The organism is Ligilactobacillus ceti DSM 22408 (genome assembly GCF_000423245.1).
GTDB classification, from domain to species: Bacteria; Bacillota; Bacilli; order Lactobacillales; family Lactobacillaceae; genus Ligilactobacillus; species Ligilactobacillus ceti.
Map to the genome: position 1 here is coordinate 24,390 of NZ_AUHP01000014.1, position 22,631 is coordinate 47,020.

General features: G+C 34.0%; 25 protein-coding genes and 1 riboswitch. Of the genes, 3 read left to right on the forward strand and 22 right to left on the reverse strand.

Features of this window, described 5'->3' with window-relative positions:
• Nucleotides 1–5: 5 nt before the first annotated feature.
• The 9 genes from pcrA to G540_RS0101630 form a co-directional block, all read right to left on the reverse strand.
• A complete protein-coding gene (gene pcrA / locus G540_RS0101590) occupies nt 6–2,267 on the reverse strand; it encodes a DNA helicase PcrA (RefSeq protein WP_051188915.1) in 2,262 nt (753 codons plus the stop codon).
• Nucleotides 2,268–2,361: 94 nt separating this feature from the next.
• Nucleotides 2,362–3,486, reverse strand: coding sequence for an ATP-grasp domain-containing protein (locus G540_RS0101595; protein ID WP_027106583.1), 1,125 nt, complete (start codon nt 3,484–3,486; stop codon nt 2,362–2,364).
• 119 nt (nt 3,487–3,605) lie between these two features.
• A complete protein-coding gene (locus G540_RS0101600) occupies nt 3,606–4,946 on the reverse strand; it encodes a nucleobase:cation symporter-2 family protein (protein WP_027106584.1) in 1,341 nt (446 codons plus the stop codon).
• A 30-nt stretch (nt 4,947–4,976) separates the two neighbouring features.
• Nucleotides 4,977–5,552 (reverse strand): xanthine phosphoribosyltransferase, encoded by a 576-nt coding sequence (locus G540_RS0101605; RefSeq protein WP_027106585.1) that lies wholly within the window; start codon nt 5,550–5,552, stop codon nt 4,977–4,979.
• A 75-nt stretch (nt 5,553–5,627) separates the two neighbouring features.
• A riboswitch (purine riboswitch) is annotated at nt 5,628–5,725 on the reverse strand.
• Nucleotides 5,726–5,802: 77 nt separating this feature from the next.
• Nucleotides 5,803–6,495: a glycoside hydrolase family 73 protein gene (locus G540_RS0101610; protein WP_338048086.1), complete on the reverse strand. Its 693-nt coding sequence runs from the start codon at nt 6,493–6,495 to the stop codon at nt 5,803–5,805.
• A 30-nt stretch (nt 6,496–6,525) separates the two neighbouring features.
• Nucleotides 6,526–7,113 carry an ECF transporter S component gene (locus G540_RS0101615; protein WP_027106587.1) on the reverse strand — a complete coding sequence of 196 codons (588 nt, stop codon included), beginning with the start codon at nt 7,111–7,113 and terminating at the stop codon, nt 6,526–6,528.
• A 120-nt stretch (nt 7,114–7,233) separates the two neighbouring features.
• On the reverse strand, nt 7,234–7,668 hold the full coding sequence (locus G540_RS0101620) for a MarR family winged helix-turn-helix transcriptional regulator (protein WP_027106588.1): 435 nt from the start codon (nt 7,666–7,668) through the stop codon (nt 7,234–7,236).
• 173 nt (nt 7,669–7,841) lie between these two features.
• The gene (locus G540_RS0101625) at nt 7,842–8,393 is read right to left on the reverse strand and encodes a TetR/AcrR family transcriptional regulator (RefSeq protein WP_027106589.1); all 552 of its coding nucleotides are present in this window, start codon (nt 8,391–8,393) and stop codon (nt 7,842–7,844) included.
• Nucleotides 8,394–8,493: 100 nt separating this feature from the next.
• Nucleotides 8,494–8,931 carry a universal stress protein gene (locus tag G540_RS0101630; RefSeq protein ID WP_027106590.1) on the reverse strand — a complete coding sequence of 146 codons (438 nt, stop codon included), beginning with the start codon at nt 8,929–8,931 and terminating at the stop codon, nt 8,494–8,496.
• Between the two features lie 151 nt (nt 8,932–9,082).
• On the opposite strand from G540_RS0101630, the gene G540_RS0101635 reads away from it, so the two are divergent.
• Nucleotides 9,083–9,937 carry an undecaprenyl-diphosphate phosphatase gene (locus G540_RS0101635; RefSeq protein WP_027106591.1) on the forward strand — a complete coding sequence of 285 codons (855 nt, stop codon included), beginning with the start codon at nt 9,083–9,085 and terminating at the stop codon, nt 9,935–9,937.
• 37 nt (nt 9,938–9,974) lie between these two features.
• Here the strand turns inward: G540_RS0101635 and G540_RS0101640 are convergent, their stop codons facing one another.
• Nucleotides 9,975–11,159, reverse strand: coding sequence for an SAM-dependent methyltransferase (locus tag G540_RS0101640; RefSeq protein ID WP_027106592.1), 1,185 nt, complete (start codon nt 11,157–11,159; stop codon nt 9,975–9,977).
• A gap of 134 nt (nt 11,160–11,293) precedes the next feature.
• Nucleotides 11,294–13,375: a DNA topoisomerase III gene (locus G540_RS0101645; RefSeq protein WP_035463497.1), complete on the reverse strand. Its 2,082-nt coding sequence runs from the start codon at nt 13,373–13,375 to the stop codon at nt 11,294–11,296.
• 98 nt (nt 13,376–13,473) lie between these two features.
• On the opposite strand from G540_RS0101645, the gene G540_RS0101650 reads away from it, so the two are divergent.
• On the forward strand, nt 13,474–14,736 hold the full coding sequence (locus G540_RS0101650; protein WP_027106594.1) for a DUF389 domain-containing protein: 1,263 nt from the start codon (nt 13,474–13,476) through the stop codon (nt 14,734–14,736).
• A gap of 66 nt (nt 14,737–14,802) precedes the next feature.
• Here the strand turns inward: G540_RS0101650 and G540_RS0101655 are convergent, their stop codons facing one another.
• From G540_RS0101655 to G540_RS0101685, 7 genes are all read right to left on the reverse strand, one after another.
• Complete coding sequence (locus G540_RS0101655; protein ID WP_027106595.1) at nt 14,803–15,093, reverse strand: hypothetical protein; 291 nt, start codon at nt 15,091–15,093, stop codon at nt 14,803–14,805.
• A 72-nt stretch (nt 15,094–15,165) separates the two neighbouring features.
• On the reverse strand, nt 15,166–15,558 hold the full coding sequence (gene rpsI / locus G540_RS0101660; RefSeq protein ID WP_027106596.1) for a 30S ribosomal protein S9: 393 nt from the start codon (nt 15,556–15,558) through the stop codon (nt 15,166–15,168).
• A gap of 12 nt (nt 15,559–15,570) precedes the next feature.
• Nucleotides 15,571–16,014 (reverse strand): 50S ribosomal protein L13, encoded by a 444-nt coding sequence (rplM, locus tag G540_RS0101665; RefSeq protein WP_027106597.1) that lies wholly within the window; start codon nt 16,012–16,014, stop codon nt 15,571–15,573.
• Between the two features lie 110 nt (nt 16,015–16,124).
• Nucleotides 16,125–16,907, reverse strand: a complete 783-nt coding sequence (gene truA, locus G540_RS0101670; protein WP_027106598.1) for a tRNA pseudouridine(38-40) synthase TruA — start codon at nt 16,905–16,907, stop codon at nt 16,125–16,127.
• Between the two features lie 36 nt (nt 16,908–16,943).
• A complete protein-coding gene (locus G540_RS0101675; RefSeq protein ID WP_235807535.1) occupies nt 16,944–17,741 on the reverse strand; it encodes an energy-coupling factor transporter transmembrane component T family protein in 798 nt (265 codons plus the stop codon).
• Nucleotides 17,731–18,606 (reverse strand): energy-coupling factor ABC transporter ATP-binding protein, encoded by an 876-nt coding sequence (locus G540_RS0101680; RefSeq protein ID WP_027106600.1) that lies wholly within the window; start codon nt 18,604–18,606, stop codon nt 17,731–17,733. The genes G540_RS0101675 and G540_RS0101680 overlap by 11 nt, the downstream gene beginning before the upstream one ends.
• Complete coding sequence (locus G540_RS0101685) at nt 18,582–19,418, reverse strand: energy-coupling factor ABC transporter ATP-binding protein (protein WP_027106601.1); 837 nt, start codon at nt 19,416–19,418, stop codon at nt 18,582–18,584. Before G540_RS0101685 ends, G540_RS0101680 begins: the two co-directional genes overlap by 25 nt.
• Nucleotides 19,419–19,627: 209 nt before the next feature.
• On the opposite strand from G540_RS0101685, the gene cbpA reads away from it, so the two are divergent.
• Entirely contained in the window at nt 19,628–20,260 is a 633-nt protein-coding gene (cbpA, locus tag G540_RS0101690; protein WP_027106602.1) for a cyclic di-AMP binding protein CbpA, read from the forward strand.
• Nucleotides 20,261–20,314: 54 nt separating this feature from the next.
• Here cbpA and G540_RS0101695 read toward each other — a convergent pair whose 3' ends face one another.
• Genes G540_RS0101695 through acpS form a run of 4 tightly spaced genes read right to left on the reverse strand, consistent with a single transcriptional unit; the run spans nt 20,315 to nt 22,541 of the window.
• Nucleotides 20,315–20,692: a type II toxin-antitoxin system PemK/MazF family toxin gene (locus tag G540_RS0101695; RefSeq protein ID WP_027106603.1), complete on the reverse strand. Its 378-nt coding sequence runs from the start codon at nt 20,690–20,692 to the stop codon at nt 20,315–20,317.
• The gene (locus G540_RS06845; RefSeq protein ID WP_051188917.1) at nt 20,693–20,977 is read right to left on the reverse strand and encodes a hypothetical protein; all 285 of its coding nucleotides are present in this window, start codon (nt 20,975–20,977) and stop codon (nt 20,693–20,695) included. It lies immediately after the preceding gene.
• Nucleotides 20,978–21,036: 59 nt separating this feature from the next.
• A complete protein-coding gene (gene alr, locus G540_RS0101705) occupies nt 21,037–22,152 on the reverse strand; it encodes an alanine racemase (RefSeq protein WP_027106604.1) in 1,116 nt (371 codons plus the stop codon).
• A gap of 20 nt (nt 22,153–22,172) precedes the next feature.
• On the reverse strand, nt 22,173–22,541 hold the full coding sequence (gene acpS, locus G540_RS0101710) for a holo-ACP synthase (protein ID WP_027106605.1): 369 nt from the start codon (nt 22,539–22,541) through the stop codon (nt 22,173–22,175).
• Nucleotides 22,542–22,631: the final 90 nt, after the last annotated feature.

Here is a 22,631-nt window from a genome sequence, read left to right on the forward strand (position 1 = left end):
TCCTTTTATGGTTTCTTCGTAATTGGGGCATATTTTGCCAAGACACGTTTGATTCCTTGTTCAGTAAAGACAATATCTAATTCTAATTCATCCCCAGCTTTACTGCTGCTAACAATCGTTCCTTCTCCCCAGGCTTTATGCAATACTTTATCGCCGACTTGCCAAGCTTGTTTTTGCGCACCAGTTCCTGAATTAGCAACTGTTTTTGTTGCTGGTCTGCGATATGGTATTTTTGCTTTACGCACTTGATTTTTAGCAAATGGCGTTGCTTTATTAGTAGACGCTAAAGTTGGATTATCAGATTCTAAAACTTCTTCATCGATTTCTTTAATAAAACGTGATGCAGGATTATTTTGTTTACGTCCATATAACATTCGTTCTAAAGCATTCGTAATATATAATTCCTGTTCAGCACGTGTAATACCTACATATGCTAAACGGCGTTCTTCTTCTAATTCTTCAATTTGTTCCGCAGCTCGGGATAATGGGAAGATACCTTCTTCTAGACCCATTAAGAATACAATTGGAAATTCCAGACCTTTCGCCGCATGTAATGTCATTAATGTCACTTCTTGGGCATCTTCTTCCACGCTATCTTGATCAGAAACTAATGCTAATTCCGCTAAGAAATCATCATAAAGATTAGCTTCTTCATCTTCTGGTTCCCATTTTTCTTCAAATTGTTGCGTTACTGATTTTAATTCTTCGATATTTTCTAAACGACTTTGATTTTCTAAACTTTTATCAGATTCTAACATTGCTTTATATCCAGTTTTTACCATGATTTCATCAATTAATTCTGTTAAATTATGTTCTAATTGATAAGCTCTTAATTGTTTAATCATTTCTGTAAAGGCAATTAATTGGTTGGTTGCTCGTGCTGGTAACATCGCTAATGTGGCATTTTCAGCAGCTACAAATAACGATAAACTATGCAAAGCTGCAAAATTACGTAATTTATTTAAAGTTGTCGCACCAATTCCTCGTTTCGGTTCGTTAACAACTCTTTCAAAACTTAATGAATCATCAAAGTTAGTTACCAAACGAATATAGGCAATCATATCGCGAATTTCTTTACGATCATAGAATTTATGTGCACCGACTAATTTATAAGGTACATTCGCTTTCATAAAAACTTCTTCAATTAAACGTGATTGGGCATTTGTCCGATATAAAACCGCAAATTGTCCATAATCATAATTATTTTCTTGCATTTGTTGACGAATATTTTTCACCACATAATAAGCTTCATCATAAGCAGAATGTCCACGATAATAATGTAATTTTGCTCCGGCTGGATTATCTGTCCATAATGTTTTAACTTTACGTTTCACATTATTTTCAATCACACTATTAGCTGCTTGTAAGATGTTTTTCGTAGAACGATAATTTTGTTCCAATTTAATCACTTTAGCATCCGGATAATCATCTTCAAAATTCATAATATTTTCCATATTAGCTCCACGCCAACCATAAATACTTTGATCAGCATCACCCACCACACAAATATTATGATATTCAGCGGCCAACATATTAACTAATTCATATTGTGCTTCATTCGTATCTTGATATTCATCTACATGAATATATTTAAATTTACGTTGATAATATGCTAATGTTTCTGGTGATGTTTTAAACAAATGAATTGTTTGCATAATCAAATCATCAAAATCAAAAGCTTGATTCTTTTTCAATTCTTCTTGGTAATTAGCGTATGCTTCAGCAACAATTCCTTGATAAGGACCTTGCGCTTGCTTAGCATATTCTTGCGGTGTCACTAAATCATTTTTAGCATTAGAAATCGAACCTAAAACCATTTTTGGTTCATATCTTTTTAAATCAACATTCATATCAGTTAAAACATGTTTCATTAAAGTCCGTTGTTCACTCGTACTTGCAATAGTAAAAGAACGATTATAACCGATTAATTCACTATCACGACGTAAAATCCGTACACAAAGAGCGTGGAAAGTAGATACCCAAATAGCATCTGCATCATCTTGGACTAATTTATTAACCCGTAAACGCATTTCTTTAGCTGCTTTATTGGTAAATGTAATTGCCAAAATATTCCAAGGTAATACTTGTTTTTCTTCAATTAAATAAGCGATCCGATGTGTTAACACACGTGTCTTCCCACTACCTGCACCCGCCATAATTAAGACTGGGCCATCAGTTGTTTGCACAGCTTCACTTTGTTTTTGGTTTAATCCAGTTAATAATTTATTTGTCACTTTAATTTCCAACCCTCTCGTAATTTCAATCATTAAATATTATAGCAAATTCAGCTTTCTATCGCTTGAAAAAAGCCAAAAGACCGTGTCTTAAGTTCGCCCTAAAACAAACGGTCTTTTCGTTAATTTATTCCCAAATACCTGTTGATTCAATTTGATCTTTCGCCGCATGAATCGTTGGTGCCGTCACAAGTAAATAACCCATATTGCGCCCTTGAAGTGATTTAGGATATCGATAAAAATTATAAAACCAATTATCTTTTAAAATCCATTGCGTACGAATATCTTCCATTTTATCTTTTTCTAACATCACAACTGCTGTGGCTGCGAGTAACTTTGGTGTTGCCATTGGTAAATTACAAATTGTCCGCAAATGTTGTTCAAACATCGAGATATTCGTAGCTTTATCAAACACAAATCCAGTTTGACTCAACGTTGGAACGAATTTTTTCACATATAGATTACCTTGTTCTGTCATATAAAATGAAACTTGCATCACGCCAACATATTCTAAAGCTGTCGCAATTTGACTTGCAATTCGTTTAATTTCTGTTTCAACAGGATCGCTAATTTGACTCGGAACTAGCACTTGATGCAAATGATATTCACGATAAACATCTTGTGCAATTGGGAAAAATTTCAAATTCCCTAAACAATCCCGACTTAAAATAATTGATAGTTCTTGACTGTAAGGAATTAAAGATTCTAAAACATAAGTTCCCTGTTCGATAATATCACTACATTTAGCTATATCAGTTTGTTTACGAATAATACGTTGCCGATTTTTGAAAAAGCCCTTTTGAATTGGTTTTAAAATACAAGGATAACCAATTGAACCAATCGTTTGATAAATATCATCTAAACTAACAATTGTCGCATAAGGTGCAATATTAATATTCAATTGTTCTAAAAAAGTCCGTTCTAATAAACGATCTTGTGCAATTACTAAAGCTTCTTTATTTTGAGGAATATATGTATATTGACTTAAATATTCAATAATATCCGCAGCAACTTGAACTGATTCATAAACAACCACATCACATCGTTCACCAAAATCACGGAGTTTCCCTAAATCAAATAATTCACCCACAATTTTCACATCACTAGCTTTTAAAGTTGGGCTTGCTTCCTGATTACTATAAGCAATCACCGTTAAACCTAATTTCTTAGCAGCTTCAACTAACATAATTCCGTTTGGACTATCACCGATAACACCTAACGTATCCCCAGGAAAAATTATTTTCTTATCCATCTTTTCACTACTTCCCCTACTAATTACAAGCTTACGCTCCATTTTCTTTATCTTTAATTTTACCATATTTTAACGCAAAAAAAGAACGTGTAGTTAACACGTTCTTTTAAAATTAATTTTTAGTTATCAAATGTAATTAAAGGTTCATCTTCTTGTGTAATTTGTTCTTGATCTAAACCTTCTTTACCCTTAAATGCTAAGTTCATAACAACTGAACTAATACTTGCAACAACAATCCCGTTACCTAAGAATAATTGAATTGTCCGTGGTAAGTTTTGGAAGATTTGCGGATAAATAGAAACCCCAAGTCCTAATCCGACTGAAACAGCTACAATTAAAATATTACGTTCATCATGGAAATCAACATCCAATAACATCCGAATACCTTGAACACTAATCATTGAGAACATAACTAGCATCGCGCCACCTAAAACTGGATTAGGAATAATTGTTGCCAAGGCTCCTGCTTTTGGTAATAAACCTAATAACATCAAGAAGGCTGCTGACCAATAAATTGGTCGTTTTGTTTTAATACCTGATAATTCTAATAAACCAACGTTTTGTGAGAAAGTTGTATATGGGAATGTATTAAATACCCCACCTAAAATAACTGCTAAACCTTCAGCACGGTAACCAAGCTTCAAATCTTTTGTAGTAATTTTCTTGTCTAAAATATTACCTAAGGCAAAATAAACACCTGTTGATTCAACCATTGATACAAGTGAAATAATAATCATTGTAACAGCGGAAGACCATTCGAATTGTGGTGCACCAAAGTAAAATGGTTGTGGGAAGTGGAACCAAGGAGCGTTAATAATTGGATCAAGAGATACTAATCCGAAAAAGGCTGCAATGATTGTTCCGACAATTAAACCAATTAAAACAGAAATTGAATTTAAAAATCCTCGTCCCCAAATTTGCACTACTAAAATAATTAAAACAGTTAAGAATCCAACACCAATATTTACTAAACTACCAAAGTCTGGGCTGCTAACTTGGCCACCACCTAAGTTAGAAACAGCGATTGGAATTAATGATAAACCGATGACTGTAATTAAAGAACCTGTCACAACCGGCGGGAATAATTTTTTAACTTTCGCAAACTGCCCCGCAATTAAAACAACAAATATCCCGGCAATAATAATCGCTCCGTACATTGTTCCGATTGTAAATTGTTGACCAATCATTTTCAAAGGTTCCACAGCTTGAATCGCACAACCTAAAACAACTGGCAATCCAATTCCGTAATAGCGATTACGCATTAACTGCAAGAATGTTGCAAGTCCACACATAAAAATATCAATCGATACTAAATACGTCATTTCTGTACTTGTAAAATGTAATGCTGTCCCGATTAATAATGGTACGGCAATCGCACCCGAATACATAGCTAATAAATGTTGAATACCTAAAATAGCAGCTTTACCATGACCAACTTCTTTAACTTTATTCTCTTTCATCTGCTCATCTCCCATTTTCATTGATTATTTTTATTCTTCGACAAAATGCACTTGATTTTCTGAAAATGATGCAATCCGAGCTAATGATTCTAAACGAACGCCCCGATCTTTAATGAGTTGTGCTCCTTTTTGGAAACTCTTTTCAATTACGATACCGACGCCGACAACATCAACACCAGCTGCTTCACAAATATCTAACAAGCCAATTACAGCTTGACCATTTGCTAAGAAATCATCAATAATTAAAACTTTATCGTTAGGATCTAAGAATTTACGATCGATAGAAATCGTGTTAGTAACTTTCTTTGTGTATGAATATACTTCTGCAGTATAAGCATTTTGATCTGTGATTGAACTTTTACTTTTACGTGCAAACACAACAGGTACTTGTAATAATAAACCGGCCATAATTGCTGGCGCAATCCCAGAAGCTTCAACTGTCACAATTCGAGTAATTTCTTCATCTTGGAAAAGACGAACAAATTCTTCCCCTACTTGTTTCATCAATTCTGGATCAATTTGGTGATTCAAAAATTGATTAACTTTCAATACATTTCCTGGTAAAACAACGCCGTCTTCGTGAATTCTTTCTTCTAACAATTTCATTACGTTTTAACATCTCCCTTTTTAATTATAAAAAAGACTCTTCTCACTTAAAAAATAAGTAAAAAAAGTCCACGTCGGTTTTCTAATTTTACTTATAGTCCAAGATTCTCGGTCTTAGGTAGAAACAGCTTTCCATATCAAAGCATTATATAAGTTTTTCTTTGGTTGTAATAATAACATATATTCCTAGCTTGTTCAACAGTAATTATTCGGTTTTTAAGCTACATTCTAGTTCATTTGGTTCGGAATATTAATAATCATACTGATTCAAATCATATTTTTCGATCAAATTGATTAATTTATCCGCATAATTCGGATCAGTGGCATAACCTTCTTGTTGTAAGGCACGGGCTGCTTTTTGATAATTTCCCGCCTGAACAACAGTTTGATAATGCGCTCGATCCCAATCAGTCCCTTTTACCAAAAGTTGCGTATGATCTTTCACAGATGCACTCCAACTCGGATAAACCCGAAAATTAGCTTTAACCACAATCCATTGACCATTAATATATTCTTTCGTTTTCATTAAGGCGCTATTCACACCGGTCCCTTTCACTCCAAACAAATTATTATATTTAGTTGCTAGTTCACTTCGACCCCAATCTGATTCCAGGGCTGCTTGCGCTAAAATAATACTGGCAAAAATTTGATAATCTTTTTGTTCTTGTTGAGCGACAGGAGCTATTTTTTCAATGAAAGCTTTTTTAACGGCTGCATCCGGTTCATTGATTTGCGCTTGGTTAGGTGCTTGTTGACGATTAATCCAATGTGTAATTTGAAAAGAAGCAACACTTAAAATTAAAACTACTAACAACAAATGTGTTACTTGAAGCTTACCGCGGCGCACAAAAAAATTATTTTGACGTCGCCAAAAACTGACTTTTTTCTTAAAATAAGTTGGTCGTTGCTGATTAGACGCGTTATAGGGGCGTTTTTTTGCCACGGCGCTCACCTTTCCTTTACAAAAGATTTTCTAATTAACTTTTCGTTTCAATAAAGGACGAGTTACAACAGGAACTACCACTCCAGCTAAAATCGCTTCGGGAATCCCATTCGTCCCAATAACACCTAATAAATATGGTAATAAAGCTTGCATATCAATGTGATACAACAATGGTGCTTGATGGCGATAAAAAAGATAGATTTGGCCTAATACTAAAATAGTATTAGTTAACGAACCTAAAACAGCTGCTATACAGCTAGCAAGCCATGTTTTTCGACCTTTTTTATGTAAAAACAAATATACATAACCTGCTACGACACCTATTAAAATCCGCGGTAAAATTGCAATTAACGGATTTGTAAATACATAAACTGCTAAAGGACTCGTCGGCCAAACAAATGCGCGAATAAAAGTAATCGTTCCCCAAACACCACCAACAATCCCGCCAAATTTAGGACCGCATAAAACAGCTGCCACTATTACCGTGATTTGAATAACGGTTAAGCTTAATGGTCCAATTGGAATATATCCAATTAACGGAATGAAATTTTGCATGATTATAATAGCTGTAAACAACGCTAACAAAGCTAACCGATAGGACTTCTTTTGCATGTGCATTATCTCTTACCTCACTCATGAAAAATCTTTATCCTAAATTATAGCATAAAAAAAAGAACTATTTGTAAAAAATAGTTCTCATTATTACTTATTAAGTTCTAACTTATAACAGTCGCTTGTTTAACTTAAGTTACTATCTGCAATAATTTCTGTAACTTGATGTAAAACACGTTTAAATGTTGCTAAATCACTTAAAGCAATTTCATCTTCTAATTTAATTTGCAAATCAATCCAATATTGAGCATCTGCTTCAAGCATATCAAGATATTTATCAGTTACATACAAGTGAGTAACACGACGGTCCACATCATCAAGGCGTTTTTCAATCAAACCTAATTTAGTTAACTTTTTAATATGATAGTTCGTGTTTGGTGTTGATTGATCCAACATTTTAGAAATAGTTCCAATTGTTGGTTCTTTTAATTGATAAATAGCTTCTAGATAGTATAAATCAACCACACCTAACTTAGCTAATTCGTCAATTGTTCCACTTGATTGTTCATGTAATCGTAAAACTTGCATTAAATTTGTCATAGATTTCTGTAATGAATTCATTGTAAAACTCCTCCTAAATAGCACGCCTGTTTATAGCAGCCACAACTGCGTCTCTCTTACCGTATATGTACCTTTCGATAATTAAATTTTACGCTATTTAGAATAATGTGTAAAACAATACGACTTTATTTTTATAAATTTTTTTTACTTTTATAACTAGCCTTTTCTCACGTTTAGTTTCTTGCTTGTGAATCACTGAATTTTTGTAAATTCCGAATGAAATCACTAATTTCGGAAACATCCATCTGGTAATTGCTGTTAATCCATTGCAGCAATCCTGTTAAAATTGCACCAGCCACCATTTCGCTTGTTAACTTCGGATATTTAGAATGAACAATTAATTGTTCCACCCATTCAATATCATGTAAACGCCCTGCTGACGCTCCCGCTAAAAGATGTTGACTAACCATTTCTAACATAATTTCAAACAACGAAAACTTTTCATTGTTAATAGATACATTCCGGAATAAAGCTTTATCTTCAGCAATCATACTAATTGTTGATTCAATAACATGGTTTTCATCGATTCTCGCAATTAAAAATTCATCAAAAGAATAATGTAATAAATCATATTTATCTTGGAAATAACGATAAAAAGTACTCCGGTGCACGCCGGCTTCTTGACAAATTTTTTCAATTGTTATTTTTTCAATGGCATCATGTTTCAATAATGATCTTAACGCTCGCGCTAGCTCAGCTTTTCTTTTTTCTTGTTGCTGACTCATGTCACACGCTCCTACTATATTCTCTACTCTAATAAATAATTCTACCATGAATTAAAATCCGCGTCATAATAGACTCATGAAGTTTAAATATTTTTATACTTTAACGAATAACTAAAACAGAAACTGGTGCATATTTAGCAATATAAGCTGCTTGCGAACCAAAATGTTTTTTCAAACCAGTTTTAGTAGCTGATCCTACCATAATCAAATCAATATTCGCTGCCGGAAGAATTTCTTTAACAATTACTTCCCCAGGTTTTCCTTGACCAACAACTGCTTCCACGTGTTTAACACCTTGTTCTCGTGCTAAAGTGCTATATTTTTGCACTTGTTCTTCCAAGGCTGCTTGATGTTTTTTAAGATAATCTTCACTAAGGACTTCATAGACATTTAATTCATCTAAATCTAAAATCGAAGTAATTACTAAAGTAGCCCCTAACTCTTTTGCACGTTCAATAGCCACATCAAACGCTACTTGCGCATCATCATTAGGTGTTACACCGACTAAAATTCGTTTAACATCTTTCATACTATGCATAATAATCCACTCCTTAATGTTTTAACTTTATTATACTAATTTTTTGATATTCTGTTAAATGATTCCCTTATTTCATTGGCTCTGAGTTGTTATTCCTAGTCACATAGCCTATAATTAAAAAATGTTAAACAGTTAGAAAGGATACTTAACTATGCTTGAAATTTTAAAATCCATTCTCTTCGGGATTGTTGAAGGTATTACAGAATGGTTACCGATCAGTAGTACTGGTCATATGATCTTATTAGATCAATTCGTTAAATTAGATGTTAGTCGTGATTTTTATAGTATGTTTGAAGTTGTTATTCAGTTAGGCGCAATTTTAGCCGTTGTTATTTTATATTGGAGTAAAATTTGGCCGTTCCACAAAAAGCAAACCTTAACTCCAAATTTCAATTCCCAAGCTAAAATTTGGAACTACATGGATAAAGATATCTTTATTATGTGGGTTAAAATTGTGATTGCCTGCATTCCTGCTGGTGTTGTCGGAGTTTTATTCAATGAAACATTTGAAAAATTATTCTACAAACCAATCCCCGTTGCTTTAGCTTTAATTGTCTTTGGTGTAGCCTTTATCTGGGTTGAAACAGTGCATAAAAATAAAACACCTAAAATTAATACAATTAATGACTTAACTTATTTCACTGTGATTATGATTGGTTTCTTCCAATTAATCGCTGCAGTCTTTCCTGGAACATCTCGTTCTGGCGCTACAATTGTCGGTGCTTTAATTTTGGGCGTTTCACGCACAGTTGCTGCTGAATTCACATTCTTCTTAGCGATTCCCGTTATGTTTGGTGCTTCATTTTTCAAACTTTATAAATTTGGTTTCCATTTCACAGGTATGGAAACATTAATTTTAGCTATTGGAATGATTACGGCATTTATCACTTCTATTATTGTCATTAAATTATTAATGAACTATATTAAAAAACACGATTTCAAAATATTCGGTTGGTATCGAATTGTCTTAGGAATCATTGTGATTTTATATTTCACCTTACATTAAAACAAAAAGCAAATCGGTTTTTAGCCGATTTGCTTTTTTATTTGATTTCTTTTTCATAAATATAATTTCTTGTCATTGGTAAATCTTTTCCACTTGGGCCTTTTGATAATAAGAACTGCATCACATCAATATTACCGGCTTCAAAAGAAGCTGCACAAGCTTGTAAATATAAATCCCACATCCGAATAAAACGTTCATCATGTATTTTTTGAACTTCCGGTAAGACAGCTTTAAAATTACTATCCCAAATTTCTAAAGTCTTTTGATAATGCCGGCGTAACATTTCTAAATCAGCAACTTGCATTCCAGCGTGGATAATATGTGTTAAGTTTTCATTCATGCCTGGCACATAACCACCTGGGAAAATATATTTATTAATCCAACCATTATATGCACCACCTTGTTGACGTGTAATCCCATGAATTAAAGCGACACCTTCTGGTTTTAAATATTGTGAAATACGTTGGAAATATTCCGCTAAACCTTCTTGCCCCACATGTTCAAACATGCCGACACTTGTAATATAGTCAAAAGGCACATGGTCTAATTTACGATAATCTAATAAATAAACTTCAGCTTTGCCTTCTAATCCAAGTTCTTTAATTCGTTTTGAAACAAAATCATATTGTTCTTGACTTAAAGTTACACCAACTACTGATAAGCCATAATCTTGTGCAGCTGTTAACATCAATGTTCCCCAACCACAACCAATATCTAATAATGTTTGTCCGGGATGAGAATCTAATTTATGCAAAATATGGTGCACTTTATTAATTTGCGCTTTTTCTAAACTATCATTTTCTTTTTCAAAATATGCACAAGAATATGTCATTGTAGGATCAAGCCACAATTTATAAAAATCATTCCCAATATCATAATGACTTTGAACATCATTTTGAGATTCTTGCACACTATGATCTTGTTTAGGTAAGAAATGTTTCAAATGTTTATTATATAAAAAACTATCATGAGCATCATAAGCCGCTTTAATTAATTTTTGCAACGAACCTTCAACTTCGATATCACCGTCCATATAGGCTTCACCTAATGTAATGGAGGCATTTTTACGTAAATCTTTCAAAGATATATCTTTATTAAACTTAACTTTTACTTCCGGAACACCTTCACCATACACTTCTGTTTTACCGTTAGGATATGTCACTTCTAAAGGAATATTAAAGGAACTTTTCATTAATTTTTTCAAAATAAGATTATCTAACATCTTCAAGACCTCTTTTCTTATCAGAAATTTTACCACCATTATTTTATTTTTTAAATCAATAAGACTCTCTTTTATCAATTTTTTTAGAAATGAAAAGCTAGCTAGTAATTATTTACCAGCTAGCTAAATATTTTTTAATCTTCTTGGCCTAAGGCGGCTTTTAAAGCTTGAGCTAATGCACTTTCTTGTGGTTCTTGATCTTGATTAATTTTCTTTAACAAACGACGTTCTTCACGTTTATTCATTTTTTTCTTACGCTCTTTTTTACCGGTCATTTTTTCTGTCGTGCCATCATATTTACACCGGAAATATTTACCGTTTTTACCTTCCATAATTAACATCTTCTTATGACATTGCGGACAACGATGATTGGACACCCGCGCTTCTTTACGACGACGATAATCACATTCTTGATTAGAACAAACATATATTTCACCATCACGTGTTTTTCTAACTTTCAACATTGCTCCACATTCCGGGCAAGGTTTTTGCGTTAAAGAAAAATCTTGATATTTTTGTTCACTATTTTTAATTTCACGAACTAAACGTTTAGTATCATTTTTAATTTCTTGTAAAAATTTTTGACTATTATATTTTCCTTGTGCAATTGCTTCTAATTCTTTTTCCCATTTAGCGGTTAATTTAGGTGTTGCTAATTCAGGATTAACTAAATTGAGTAATTGTTTTCCTTTCGGTGTCACACGTAAACTATTACCTTGTCGCTCTAACAATTCACTACGAATTAATTTATCAATAATTTCAGCACGTGTAGCCGGTGTTCCTAATCCATAATGTTCCATTTTACCTAATAATGTACCTTCTGTTAAAGGCCGTGGTGGTTGAGTCAATTTTTCTTCTAAATTAAATTGTGGATTAATTTTTTCACCGACAGTAAACACCTGTTCTTGTTCAGTCACTGTATTTTCTTTCCAACCAGCTTCAATCACTGTTGTTTGTTGTAATTTAAACAAGTTTTGACCAAATTCAATCATAATTTTAGCTTGTTTTTCATGATGGACTGGTGCAAAAAGACCTAAAAAACGCGCTACAATCAAATTATAAATTCGTTGTTCATCATTACTGAATTTAGCATAATTAGGTACTTGTTCAGTTGGAATCAAAGCATGGTGATCACTAACTTTACTATTATTGAATACTTTTTGTTGTACCACTTTGGCACCTTGTTTTAAGTACTTTTGCACTTGTTCCGGTGCAAAATTACGCACCGCTAACAAACGCTCTTTCATCGTTGCTTTCAAATCAGTACTTAAATATTTACTATCAGTTCTAGGATATGACACTACTTTATGTTTTTCATATAAACTTTGCACTAAAGACAATGTTTGTTTAGCTGAATAATTATAACGTGCATTGGCTTCGCGTTGTAATTCCGTTAAATCATATGGTAACGGTGCAGCTTCATAACGATCTTTAACTTGAATTTCACTAACTTTTCCGGGAGTTACTTGTAGTTTTTTCACTAACTTTTCTGCTGCCGCTCTCTCTGTTAAAGCTTGCGGATTTTTCGTCACATATTGAGCTGTCTTTTGCCCAACTTTTAAATTCACTACAAAATATTTTTTGGGAATAAATTTTTCGATTTTCTTTTCTTGTTCTCGAACTAATGCTAATGTTGGTGTTTGTACCCGTCCAGCTGATAAATTATCTTGATATTTAACAGTCAAAGCCCGCGTCACATTTAAACCAACTAACCAATCAGCTTGTGCTCTCGCTAATGCGGAATAATATAAATCATTATAAGCTTCTGCTGGTTTTAAATTAGCAAACCCCGTTTTAATAGCTTTATCTGTTTGTGAAGAAATCCATAAACGTTTCACCGGTTTATTAAAACGAACCCACTCCAAAATCCACCGCGCAACTAATTCACCTTCTCGACCAGCATCAGTCGCAATCACGGCTTCACTAATATCAGAACGTTTCACTAAGTTTTGAATTGTTTTTAATTGACCTCTTGTTTTGGGTAATGGTTTAATTCCGATCTTTTTTGGTATCATCGGCAATGTTTCCATTTGCCATTTTTGCCAATTTCGATCAATTTCTTCTGGCATTTTCAAACTCAATAAATGACCTAATGCCCATGTCACAATAACATCTTTTCCTTCAAAATAATTCTTATGTTGCTGCGTAGCACCTAAAACCCGACTCAAATCACGAGCGACACTCGGCTTTTCAGCAATAACTAATCTTTTCTTCATTTTTAAGACCTTTCTTATTTAAGTTCTTCCGTACAAAATCAATGGTATAATATTTATTATATATCATATTTGATGAAATCTTTAGAAGGAGTTTTTCGATGTTACAACAAAGTGACTATACCTACAATGAATTCGCGCAGAAAATTTATGCTGATAGTAAAATCAGAATTCCTGATCTTTTTATTTTAGCGTCAGCGATTTTCATTGCGAGTATTGGTTTAAATATGAATTCCACTCCAGCAGTCATCGGGGCTATGTTAATTTCACCTTTGATGTCTCCTATTTTAGGGATCGGGGTTGGTTTAGCTACATATAACACCAAAACTTTAAATCGTTCCATTGCCTCATTAGGCTTAGAAGTCGTAATTGCGTTACTAATTTCAACTATTTATTTTTATTTTTCACCTATTTCATATGCCAGTGCCGAAATTTTAGCCCGCACTTCACCAACTTTATGGGATGCATTAATCGCTCTCTTCGGGGGGATTGCCGGTATTATTGGTTCACATAAAAAAGTTGCCAACAATATCGTCCCTGGTGTCGCTATTGCGACTGCTTTGATGCCTCCACTTTGTACAGTGGGTTATGCAATTTCAGTTGCTAATTGGCGTTATTTCTTTGGTGCTAGTTATTTATTTATTATCAATGCCTTTTTTATTATTTTAACAACATTTATCGGGACAAAGATTTTACAACATCCTTATAAAAAAGCAACTGTTACTGAAGATTCGAAAAAAACAGCTAAAACACAATGGATTATTGTTGCCGTAACAATTTTATTATTAATCCCAAGTGTTTTAACAGCTAAATCTTTAGTTGAACAATCTGTTTTAGAAGCAAATGTTAAAAACTTAATTTCCGATGAATTTAAAAAAGCAACTGTAATTCAACAAAATGTGGATAAAGAGACCCAAACAATTACCGTCACAGCAACTGGGCATAACTTATCCCAAAAACAAATTGCAGCTATTCAAAAAACATTACCAAAATATAATTTAGAAGGTTATAAGATTCGTGTGAATCAAATTGCGGAACTTTCACAATTATCAGATAAACAATTCGAAGATTATATTAATAAATTAATCGCTCGTGATCGCGTCAGCAACCAACTTGTCAGCCAACAAAGCGAACAAGATAAATTCGAAAAAATGAACAAAAATATTCGTGAATTGGCCCCTGATGAAATTGATTATGTAATCACAAGTACCGCGTATAAAAATTCGAAAAAAGTTTATCTCGTTGATATTAAATTTGAAAGTGATTTCGATGATGATGACGATAAAGATGATTTGAAAAAAGCCTTAACAAAAGAAATTAAAAAAGAATATAAAAATGTAGCAAAAATTACATTTGAAGATTAAAAAAAGACGACTTATCCACTTGGGGATAAGTCGTCTTTTTTAATTTAATTTATTTATCCACAGAATTTAGCTATTCTTGATGCCACGATAACGATAATAATCAACGATTTCTAAAGCATCCATTGGTTGGCCACTAAAATAATATAAACCAACATCTGCTACTCCCATAAAAGCAATAAACAATGTGATTTTATTGATAAAAACTTTATTCGCAAAACCACGATATAAATAAACTAATCCGATTAAAATTAATCCAAAATCAATCATTGTCATCTGATTCTTATAGAAACTAATAACTACGCTCATTACTATAATAACACCAACAACACTCGCTAAAATTCGACTACGTTGTTTCATAAAAAACCTCCTAATACACAAAAAGCGTTTTGCACTAATGCAAAACGCCCTTCCAACATTGATATAAAAATATTAACGTTTGGAGAATTGTGAAGCTTTACGAGCTTTCTTAAGACCTGGTTTCTTACGTTCTTTCATACGTGGGTCACGAGTTAAGAGACCTGCACGTTTTAAGACTGCGCGGAAGTCAGGATCTACTTCAAGTAATGCACGTGCAATACCATGACGTGTAGCTCCAGCTTGACCAGAATATCCACCACCGTTAACGTTAACGATAACATCATAGGCACCTACTGTTTCTGTTACATCAAAAGGTTGCACCATAACTGCACGTAAGTTTGCGAATGGAACGTATTCTTCTGCTGGTTTACCGTTCATAACGATTTTACCTGTACCTGGTACTAGGCGAACTCGAGCAACGGAATTTTTACGACGGCCTGTGCCGAAATATTGTACTTTAGCCAATTCATTTTCCTCCTAGATTAAGTTGTTGATATCTAATACTTCTGGTTGTTGAGCTGCATGTTTGTGATCTTCACCACGGTAAACATGTAACTTCTTAGCCATTTGACGACCAAGTGTACCTTTTGGAAGCATACCTTTAACTGACAAAGCGATTAACTTTTCAGGGTCTTTTGCACGGTAGTCACCAGCTGAACGTTGTTTCAAGCCACCTGGGTGGTTTGAGTGACGGTAATACATTTTGTTGTCAGCTTTACGACCTGTTAATGCAACTTTTTCTGCATTGATGATAATCACATTGTCACCTGTATCAACGTGAGGTGTGAATGTTGGTTTATTTTTACCACGTAAAATTGATGCTACTGTAGATGAAAGACGACCTAAAGAGATGTCTGTTGCATCCACTACATACCATTTACGTTCTACTTCGCCTGGTTTTGCAATATATGTTGTACGCACGATTAATTTCCTCCAATTTTTCTGCATGTTTGACTAACAATAAGTTTGAACGGGGCTTACTGTGGGGCAAACAATACCATACTCTATATTACGATTATTTATATCTTAAGTCAATTAGAAATACTCTTTTTTTCATCATTTTCTGGATAATAAACTTCTTTTAAATATAATCCACTCGCTGGCGCTGTTTCGCGACATTCATTTCGATCTTTAACTTCATACAAACGTAAGAAGTCATGAATCGGCCGCCGCCCATTCCCGATTTCTAATAAAGTCGCTACCATAATCCGAACTTGATTATATAAAAAACCATTCCCACAAAATTCAAAAACAATCTCATCATTTGCTTGATCACGATAAACTTTTGCTTCGTAAATCGTACGCACATGATTAGTTGTTTGGCTACCCGCCGCAACAAAACTAGAATAGTCATGGGTTCCCATCACATCTTCCATCGCTGCTTCCATCCGGGATAAATCTAATTTATATTTATAATGACCTGTATAAAGCCGTTTAAAAGGATCGACAAATTCACCTTGACTCACCCGATAAACATACCGTTTACCATGATTAGTAAAGCGTGCATGAAAATCATCAGAAACAATTTCACAAGCTTTGACTTCACAATCTAACGGCATCATACTATTTAAACCGCGTAACATTCCTTCAGCTGGAATATGATGCGGAAAATCAAAATGGACGACTTGCCCTAACGCATGTACTCCGGAATCCGTTCTCCCGGAGCCATGAATCGTAATATAATCATCTTTTTTACTCATTTTGTTTAAAGCATTTTCTAACACAGATTGAACTGTTCTTTGTTGCGGTTGTCTTTGAAAACCGGCAAAGTTTGTGCCATCGTATGCTAAAACAATTTTATAACGTTGGGTCATGAAAACACCTTTCACATTTCAATTTATTTTATTATCTTAACTTCTTAACCAAATTAACGCAAGAGTTATCACACCAAATAAAATTAAAGCAACCGTATCTTTACCTTGCCAAATTTGAACTCGATATTTTGTGCGACCTTCGCCACCTTGATAACCACGCGCTTCCATCGCATATGCTAATTCTTCAGCGCGATTAAATGAACTAATAAACAAAGGAATTAATAAGGGAATAACTGATTTAGCCTTTTGTAATAAATTTCCTTCTGCAAAATTCAATCCCCGTGAACGTTGAGCATTCATAATTTTTGTTGTTTCATCCATTAATAACGGAATAAAACGCAAAGCAATCGAAAGCATTAACGCTATTTCATAAACAGGTACATGTAATTTCTTCAAAGGCATCATTAACGATTCTAATCCATCGGCAATTTCTAACGGTGTCGTTGTCAAAGTTAATAACGTTGACATAAAAATAATTAACACAAACCGACAGAAAATAAAGACTGCATCTTTTAAACCAACATCTGTAATCTTAATAAAACCTAATTGCCATAAAACTTCGCCCCCTGTTGAGAACAAAATTTGGACTACAACTGTAAATAAAATCAACCATAATAAAGGTCTTAACCCTTTGACAAAAAAGCCAATTCCCACATGTGTTAACCAAACACAAACTAAAGTTAAAGCAGCTAACAAACCATAAGTTTGCCAATTATTACATAAGAAAATAATTCCAATGAAATAAAAACTCAAAAAGATTTTCAAACGAGGATCTAATTGGTGTATTAAAGAATTCCCTTTAATATAACGACCAAGTAAAATTTTATCCATTATTAGCACCTCGTTTCACAATTAACTCACCTAAATAATGAGCTAAACTCGCTTCATCATATGGCATCCCCTCACTAAACGGAATCCCTTTTTTAGCTAAACGATATGCAAAAGTCAATGTATCCGGCAAACCTAAATGATGTTCCTTAAGCCAATCGGGTTGACTAAAAATATCATCCGGTGTTCCTTCTTTAATAACAGTTCCTTTTTCTAACACAATTACTTGATTAGCATAATTTACCACATCATTCATTTGGTGTGTCACTAGTACAATTGTTAAACCTTGTTCTTGATGTAAACTTTCAAATAATTCCATCATTTCTAAACGGCCTTTCGGATCAAGACCAGCACTTGGTTCATCTAATACTAAGATTTTCGGTTCCATCGCTAAAATCCCCGCAATCGCAACACGACGCATTTGACCACCTGATAATTCAAATGGTGATTTTTCCCAAACTTCTTCTGGTAAATTAACTAACCGAGCTTTTTGGCGTGCTATTTCTAACGCTTCTTCTTCTGTTTTACCAAAATTTTGTGGAGCAAAAGCGATATCTTTTAAAACTGTTTCTTCAAATAATTGCGCTTCTGGAAATTGGAAAACAAATCCCACTTCTTGACGCAATTCTTTCAATTCTTTATTTTTTGTTTCAGCAGTAATAGTTTGCCCATTAATTGTAACTGAACCTGTTGTAGGTTTTAATAAACCATTCAGTTGTTGCAATAAAGTAGATTTTCCACTCCCAGTATGCCCAATAATTGCTGTATAACTGTGTTCAGGTATAGTGAAAGTTATTTCATGCAACGCTTGAAACGCTAAAGGACTATCAGCTTGATAAGTATAGCTTAATCGTTCAAAATCGATTGACATAACCATTCCACCATCCCTTCTGTTGATAGATAATCTTGTGGTACATCATATCCTTGTTTTTTCATTTCAGCTTTTAAACGTTCTTGATATGGAATATCTAAACCAAGTTCAATTAATTTATCACCATAAGTAAATACAGTTGCCGGTGTGCCAACTTTTTTAATTTCACCTTTTTTGACAACCACGATTCGATCAGCTAATGCCGCTTCATCAATATCATGTGTAATAGATAAAACTGTAAAGCCTCGTTTTTCTTTCATTTCACGAATTAAAGCAATAATATCCCGGCGTCCTTGCGGATCTAACATACTCGTCGATTCATCAAAAATAACAATACGTGGAGCTACAGCTAATACACCAGCAATCGCCACACGTTGCTTTTGACCACCTGATAATTTTCCGGGTTCATGATCACTGAACTCAGCCATATCAACAGCTTCCAGCGCGCGTTGTACACGTTCAATCATTTCATCTCGTGGAATAGCTTGATTTTCTAATCCAAAAGCCACATCGCCAGCGACATCTGCACCAACAAATTGATTATCTGGATTTTGAAAAACCATTCCAATTTCTTTTCTAATATCCCAAACTGTTTTAGGATTCAAAACTTGACCATTAATTTTAATTTCGCCTGTTTCTGGTAATTCTAAACCATCGATAACTTTCGCTAAAGTACTTTTCCCGCTACCATTATGTCCAATAATCGCAACCCACTCACCTGCTTGGATTTCTAAAGAGACATTTTTTAGCGCGTATTCAGTTTGTTGCGGATAGCGAAAACTCAAATCTTTTATTTCAATCATCGTACTCATCTAATATTTAATCCCTTCAAATTTTATCCGATATGTATAATATACCACACGACCGTTCTAACTTTGAATTTTCTCTGGAATTTAACTAAAAAACTCCTGTAAATGACGAAATACCCTTATTTTCAAAACAATTCATACTTATTTGGATTGAGATATGTTATTATAATTAAAATAATGTTTTATTATCAAAAGAGAAAAGAGGGATTCTCATGTTATTAAAAACTTTAGTGCGTCCTAAAAAAGAATTAACAACAGTTAGTGAAAACATCACTTTAGCTGAGGCTTTAGAAGTCTTAGAAAATTCTGGATTCCGTTGTGTGCCAATCTTAGATGAAACTGGTTCACTTTTCCGTGGTAACATTTATAAAATGCACATCTATCGTCACAAATCTCGCGGCGGTGATATGTCATTACCTGTTACTCACTTATTAAAAAATGCTACAAAATTCGTTTCTTTAGATTCAGCTTTCTTTAATATCTTCTTTAGTATTAAAGATTTACCATATATTGCTGTTTTAGATGAAAACAATCATTTCTTTGGTATTTTAACTCATGCTAAATTATTAGAAATGTTATCTCAATCATGGAACGTTAATATTGGTAGCTATGTCTTAACAGTTGCTTCATCTGGTGAACGTGGTGATTTAGTAGAAATCGCAAAAATCATTACAAAATATACATCAATCGCAAACTGTATGACACTTGATGTGCAAGGTGAATTAGTTCGTCGTATTTTATTCACTTTACCTGCTAACATCAGCCGCGAACGTCTTGATCGCATCGTTGCTAACTTAGAACGTAAAAACTTCAAAGTTACTGAAATCGAAGACTTACAAGCTTAATTCAAATTAAATAAAAACAACAGCTCTTGACCAATCAAAAGAGCTGTTGTTTTTTTATTTACGTTTATTAATATGTATGTCAGCTAGCCCAACGCTAACTTTTAAAGCATAATCAACTTTTTCCATTAATTCATCATCAATATGCGTAACACGATCTTTCAAACGTTGCTTATCAATTGTTCTTAATTGTTCTAATAAAACAACCGAATTACGTTCCAACCCGACTTTTTTAGCTAAAAGACCAATATGTGTTGGCATTTTTGGTTTAGAAATCTTCGAAGTGATCGCCGCGACAATCACAGTCGGACTATACTTATTACCAATGTTATTTTGAATAACTAATACAGGTCGGACGCCACCTTGTTCCGAACCTACGACCGGTGACAAATCGGCATAATAAATATCACCGCGTTTGACATTACCTGTTGTCATCTATTCTTGATCCTCCTCTTGTTCAATTTCTAGTTGAATAATTGCTTCACAATCATCACAACTCAGGAATTCTTGACAAATATCTTGATTAATTTCAGACATTTCTCGATATCCTTGAATCAAACTTTCTAACAGTGCTTGTTTTTTAATTATATGTTCTGTAATTTCAGGATTAGTTTTAATTTCTTCTAAATCAATAGCATAAAATTCACAATACTCCAATAAATTGGCACATTCTGCGAGTATTTGTATAACTTCCTGGGTTTCATCTTTATGATTGGTCATCACCAAAACTCCTCATCCAAAATTTCCATTCAATTTATCATAGCACTTTTGCTTACTATTTAACAATAGACCCGATCGATGCGCAATGATAAATCACAAATAATTTCATAATGTATCGTTTGTGCATAATCAGCAACATCTTGCACCGTAATTACTTCACCATGGTCTTCACCAATTAAAGTTACTAATGTTCCTAGCGGGATTTTATGCGGAACCCGAATCATCATTTGATCCATACAAACCCGACCAACAATTTCACAACGGTGCCCTTGTACTAAAACCTCAAACCCTTGCATCCGTCGTAACCAGCCATCAGCATAACCAATCGGAATTGTCGCAATCCATTCATCATTTTTCGCTGTATAAGTAATCCCGTAACCAATTTTGTCACCAGCTTTGATTTTCTTAACAGCACTGACTTCACTCACTAAACTCAACGCTGGATATAAAGGCTCTGGCGTAGCTAATTCATTACCAGAAGGATTCAAACCATACATTCCTACACCATAACGAATCGTATTCCCACCACATGTCTGATGCCATAATGACGCTGCCGTATTCGCCACATGAACATAGCGAGGACGTTCTTTCACAACTGTCATTAATTCATTAAATTTAGCAAGTTGTTGTTTAAAATAAGTATCATCCGCACTATCTGCTGTGGCAAAATGCGTAAAAATACCTTCAAAATCAAACTGTTCTTGATGTTCCTTAAGAAAATCAAGCGCTTTTTGTAAATCAGCTGGATTTCTAAAACCAATCCGACCCATCCCTGTATCTAAAGCGATGTGTACTTTTAAAGTTTGTTTCGCTTGGCTCAGATAGGCTTGCGATTTTTCCAAAAATTCCATTGATTCAACCGCGATCGATAAATCATTTTCTGCTAAATAAACAGCTTCAGAAGGTGGATTAACACCTAAAATCAAAATTGTTTCTGCAATTCCGGCACGACGTAACGCGATTCCTTCATCAATTACAGCCACACAAAAACCATTCGCTCCAGCTTCACGTGCTGCATAAGCTACTTGTTCCAAACCATGCCCATAAGCATTTGCTTTCACAACTGCAAATAAATTTTGTTCTGGTGGTAATTCTTTTTTTATATTCGCAACATTTTTACCAATAGCCTTCAAATCAATTTTTATTTTTGTTTTTCGGTGAACTCCTACTACCATTTTTCTTCAACCTCTTTATTTCAAAGCTCTAAGATAACTTCTGTCATTACAACATCTTGCGTATGTGAGATGGAAATAAAAGCCTTCATTTCTTCCTCACGGGGATGTTTAGTAATAATCGGTTGTCCTGTTGCTTGATTTTTTAATATTTCTAAATCTTGAAACGTTACGGCACTTCCAATTCCTGTCCCTAATGCTTTGCTGTAAGATTCTTTCGCTGAAAAACGTCCCGCAATAAATTCTAAAGCACGAATTCCAGTTAAACCCATAAAAATTTCATACTCATTAGGGGTTAACACTTTTTGTGCAAACAGCGTTAACCGTTGTTTTTCTGCCATTTTACGAAAGCGAGCTATTTCGGTGATATCAATACCAATTCCATAAATCATCATCATTCCTCCTCGCTTTAATTCTCTTACTGATTGTATCAAAAACTATTATCGCTTGCATTATAATTTGTTTTACAAAAGAAAAAAACT

What these genes read in the sequence shown, in the direction of transcription:
- pcrA (WP_051188915.1), bottom strand. Translation starts at nt 2,267, where the DNA reads ATGATTGAAATTACGAGAGGGTTGGAAATTAAAGTGACAAATAAATTA.
- G540_RS0101595 (WP_027106583.1), bottom strand. Translation starts at nt 3,486, where the DNA reads ATGGATAAGAAAATAATTTTTCCTGGGGATACGTTAGGTGTTATCGGT.
- G540_RS0101600 (WP_027106584.1), bottom strand. Translation starts at nt 4,946, where the DNA reads ATGAAAGAGAATAAAGTTAAAGAAGTTGGTCATGGTAAAGCTGCTATT.
- G540_RS0101605 (WP_027106585.1), bottom strand. Translation starts at nt 5,552, where the DNA reads ATGAAATTGTTAGAAGAAAGAATTCACGAAGACGGCGTTGTTTTACCA.
- G540_RS0101615 (WP_027106587.1), bottom strand. Translation starts at nt 7,113, where the DNA reads ATGCACATGCAAAAGAAGTCCTATCGGTTAGCTTTGTTAGCGTTGTTT.
- G540_RS0101620 (WP_027106588.1), bottom strand. Translation starts at nt 7,668, where the DNA reads ATGAATTCATTACAGAAATCTATGACAAATTTAATGCAAGTTTTACGA.
- G540_RS0101625 (WP_027106589.1), bottom strand. Translation starts at nt 8,393, where the DNA reads ATGAGTCAGCAACAAGAAAAAAGAAAAGCTGAGCTAGCGCGAGCGTTA.
- G540_RS0101630 (WP_027106590.1), bottom strand. Translation starts at nt 8,931, where the DNA reads ATGCATAGTATGAAAGATGTTAAACGAATTTTAGTCGGTGTAACACCT.
- G540_RS0101635 (WP_027106591.1), top strand. Translation starts at nt 9,083, where the DNA reads ATGCTTGAAATTTTAAAATCCATTCTCTTCGGGATTGTTGAAGGTATT.
- G540_RS0101640 (WP_027106592.1), bottom strand. Translation starts at nt 11,159, where the DNA reads ATGTTAGATAATCTTATTTTGAAAAAATTAATGAAAAGTTCCTTTAAT.
- G540_RS0101645 (WP_035463497.1), bottom strand. Translation starts at nt 13,375, where the DNA reads ATGAAGAAAAGATTAGTTATTGCTGAAAAGCCGAGTGTCGCTCGTGAT.
- G540_RS0101650 (WP_027106594.1), top strand. Translation starts at nt 13,474, where the DNA reads ATGTTACAACAAAGTGACTATACCTACAATGAATTCGCGCAGAAAATT.
- G540_RS0101655 (WP_027106595.1), bottom strand. Translation starts at nt 15,093, where the DNA reads ATGAAACAACGTAGTCGAATTTTAGCGAGTGTTGTTGGTGTTATTATA.
- truA (WP_027106598.1), bottom strand. Translation starts at nt 16,907, where the DNA reads ATGACCCAACGTTATAAAATTGTTTTAGCATACGATGGCACAAACTTT.
- G540_RS0101680 (WP_027106600.1), bottom strand. Translation starts at nt 18,606, where the DNA reads ATGTCAATCGATTTTGAACGATTAAGCTATACTTATCAAGCTGATAGT.
- G540_RS0101685 (WP_027106601.1), bottom strand. Translation starts at nt 19,418, where the DNA reads ATGAGTACGATGATTGAAATAAAAGATTTGAGTTTTCGCTATCCGCAA.
- cbpA (WP_027106602.1), top strand. Translation starts at nt 19,628, where the DNA reads ATGTTATTAAAAACTTTAGTGCGTCCTAAAAAAGAATTAACAACAGTT.
- G540_RS0101695 (WP_027106603.1), bottom strand. Translation starts at nt 20,692, where the DNA reads ATGACAACAGGTAATGTCAAACGCGGTGATATTTATTATGCCGATTTG.
- G540_RS06845 (WP_051188917.1), bottom strand. Translation starts at nt 20,977, where the DNA reads ATGACCAATCATAAAGATGAAACCCAGGAAGTTATACAAATACTCGCA.
- alr (WP_027106604.1), bottom strand. Translation starts at nt 22,152, where the DNA reads ATGGTAGTAGGAGTTCACCGAAAAACAAAAATAAAAATTGATTTGAAG.
- acpS (WP_027106605.1), bottom strand. Translation starts at nt 22,541, where the DNA reads ATGATTTATGGAATTGGTATTGATATCACCGAAATAGCTCGCTTTCGT.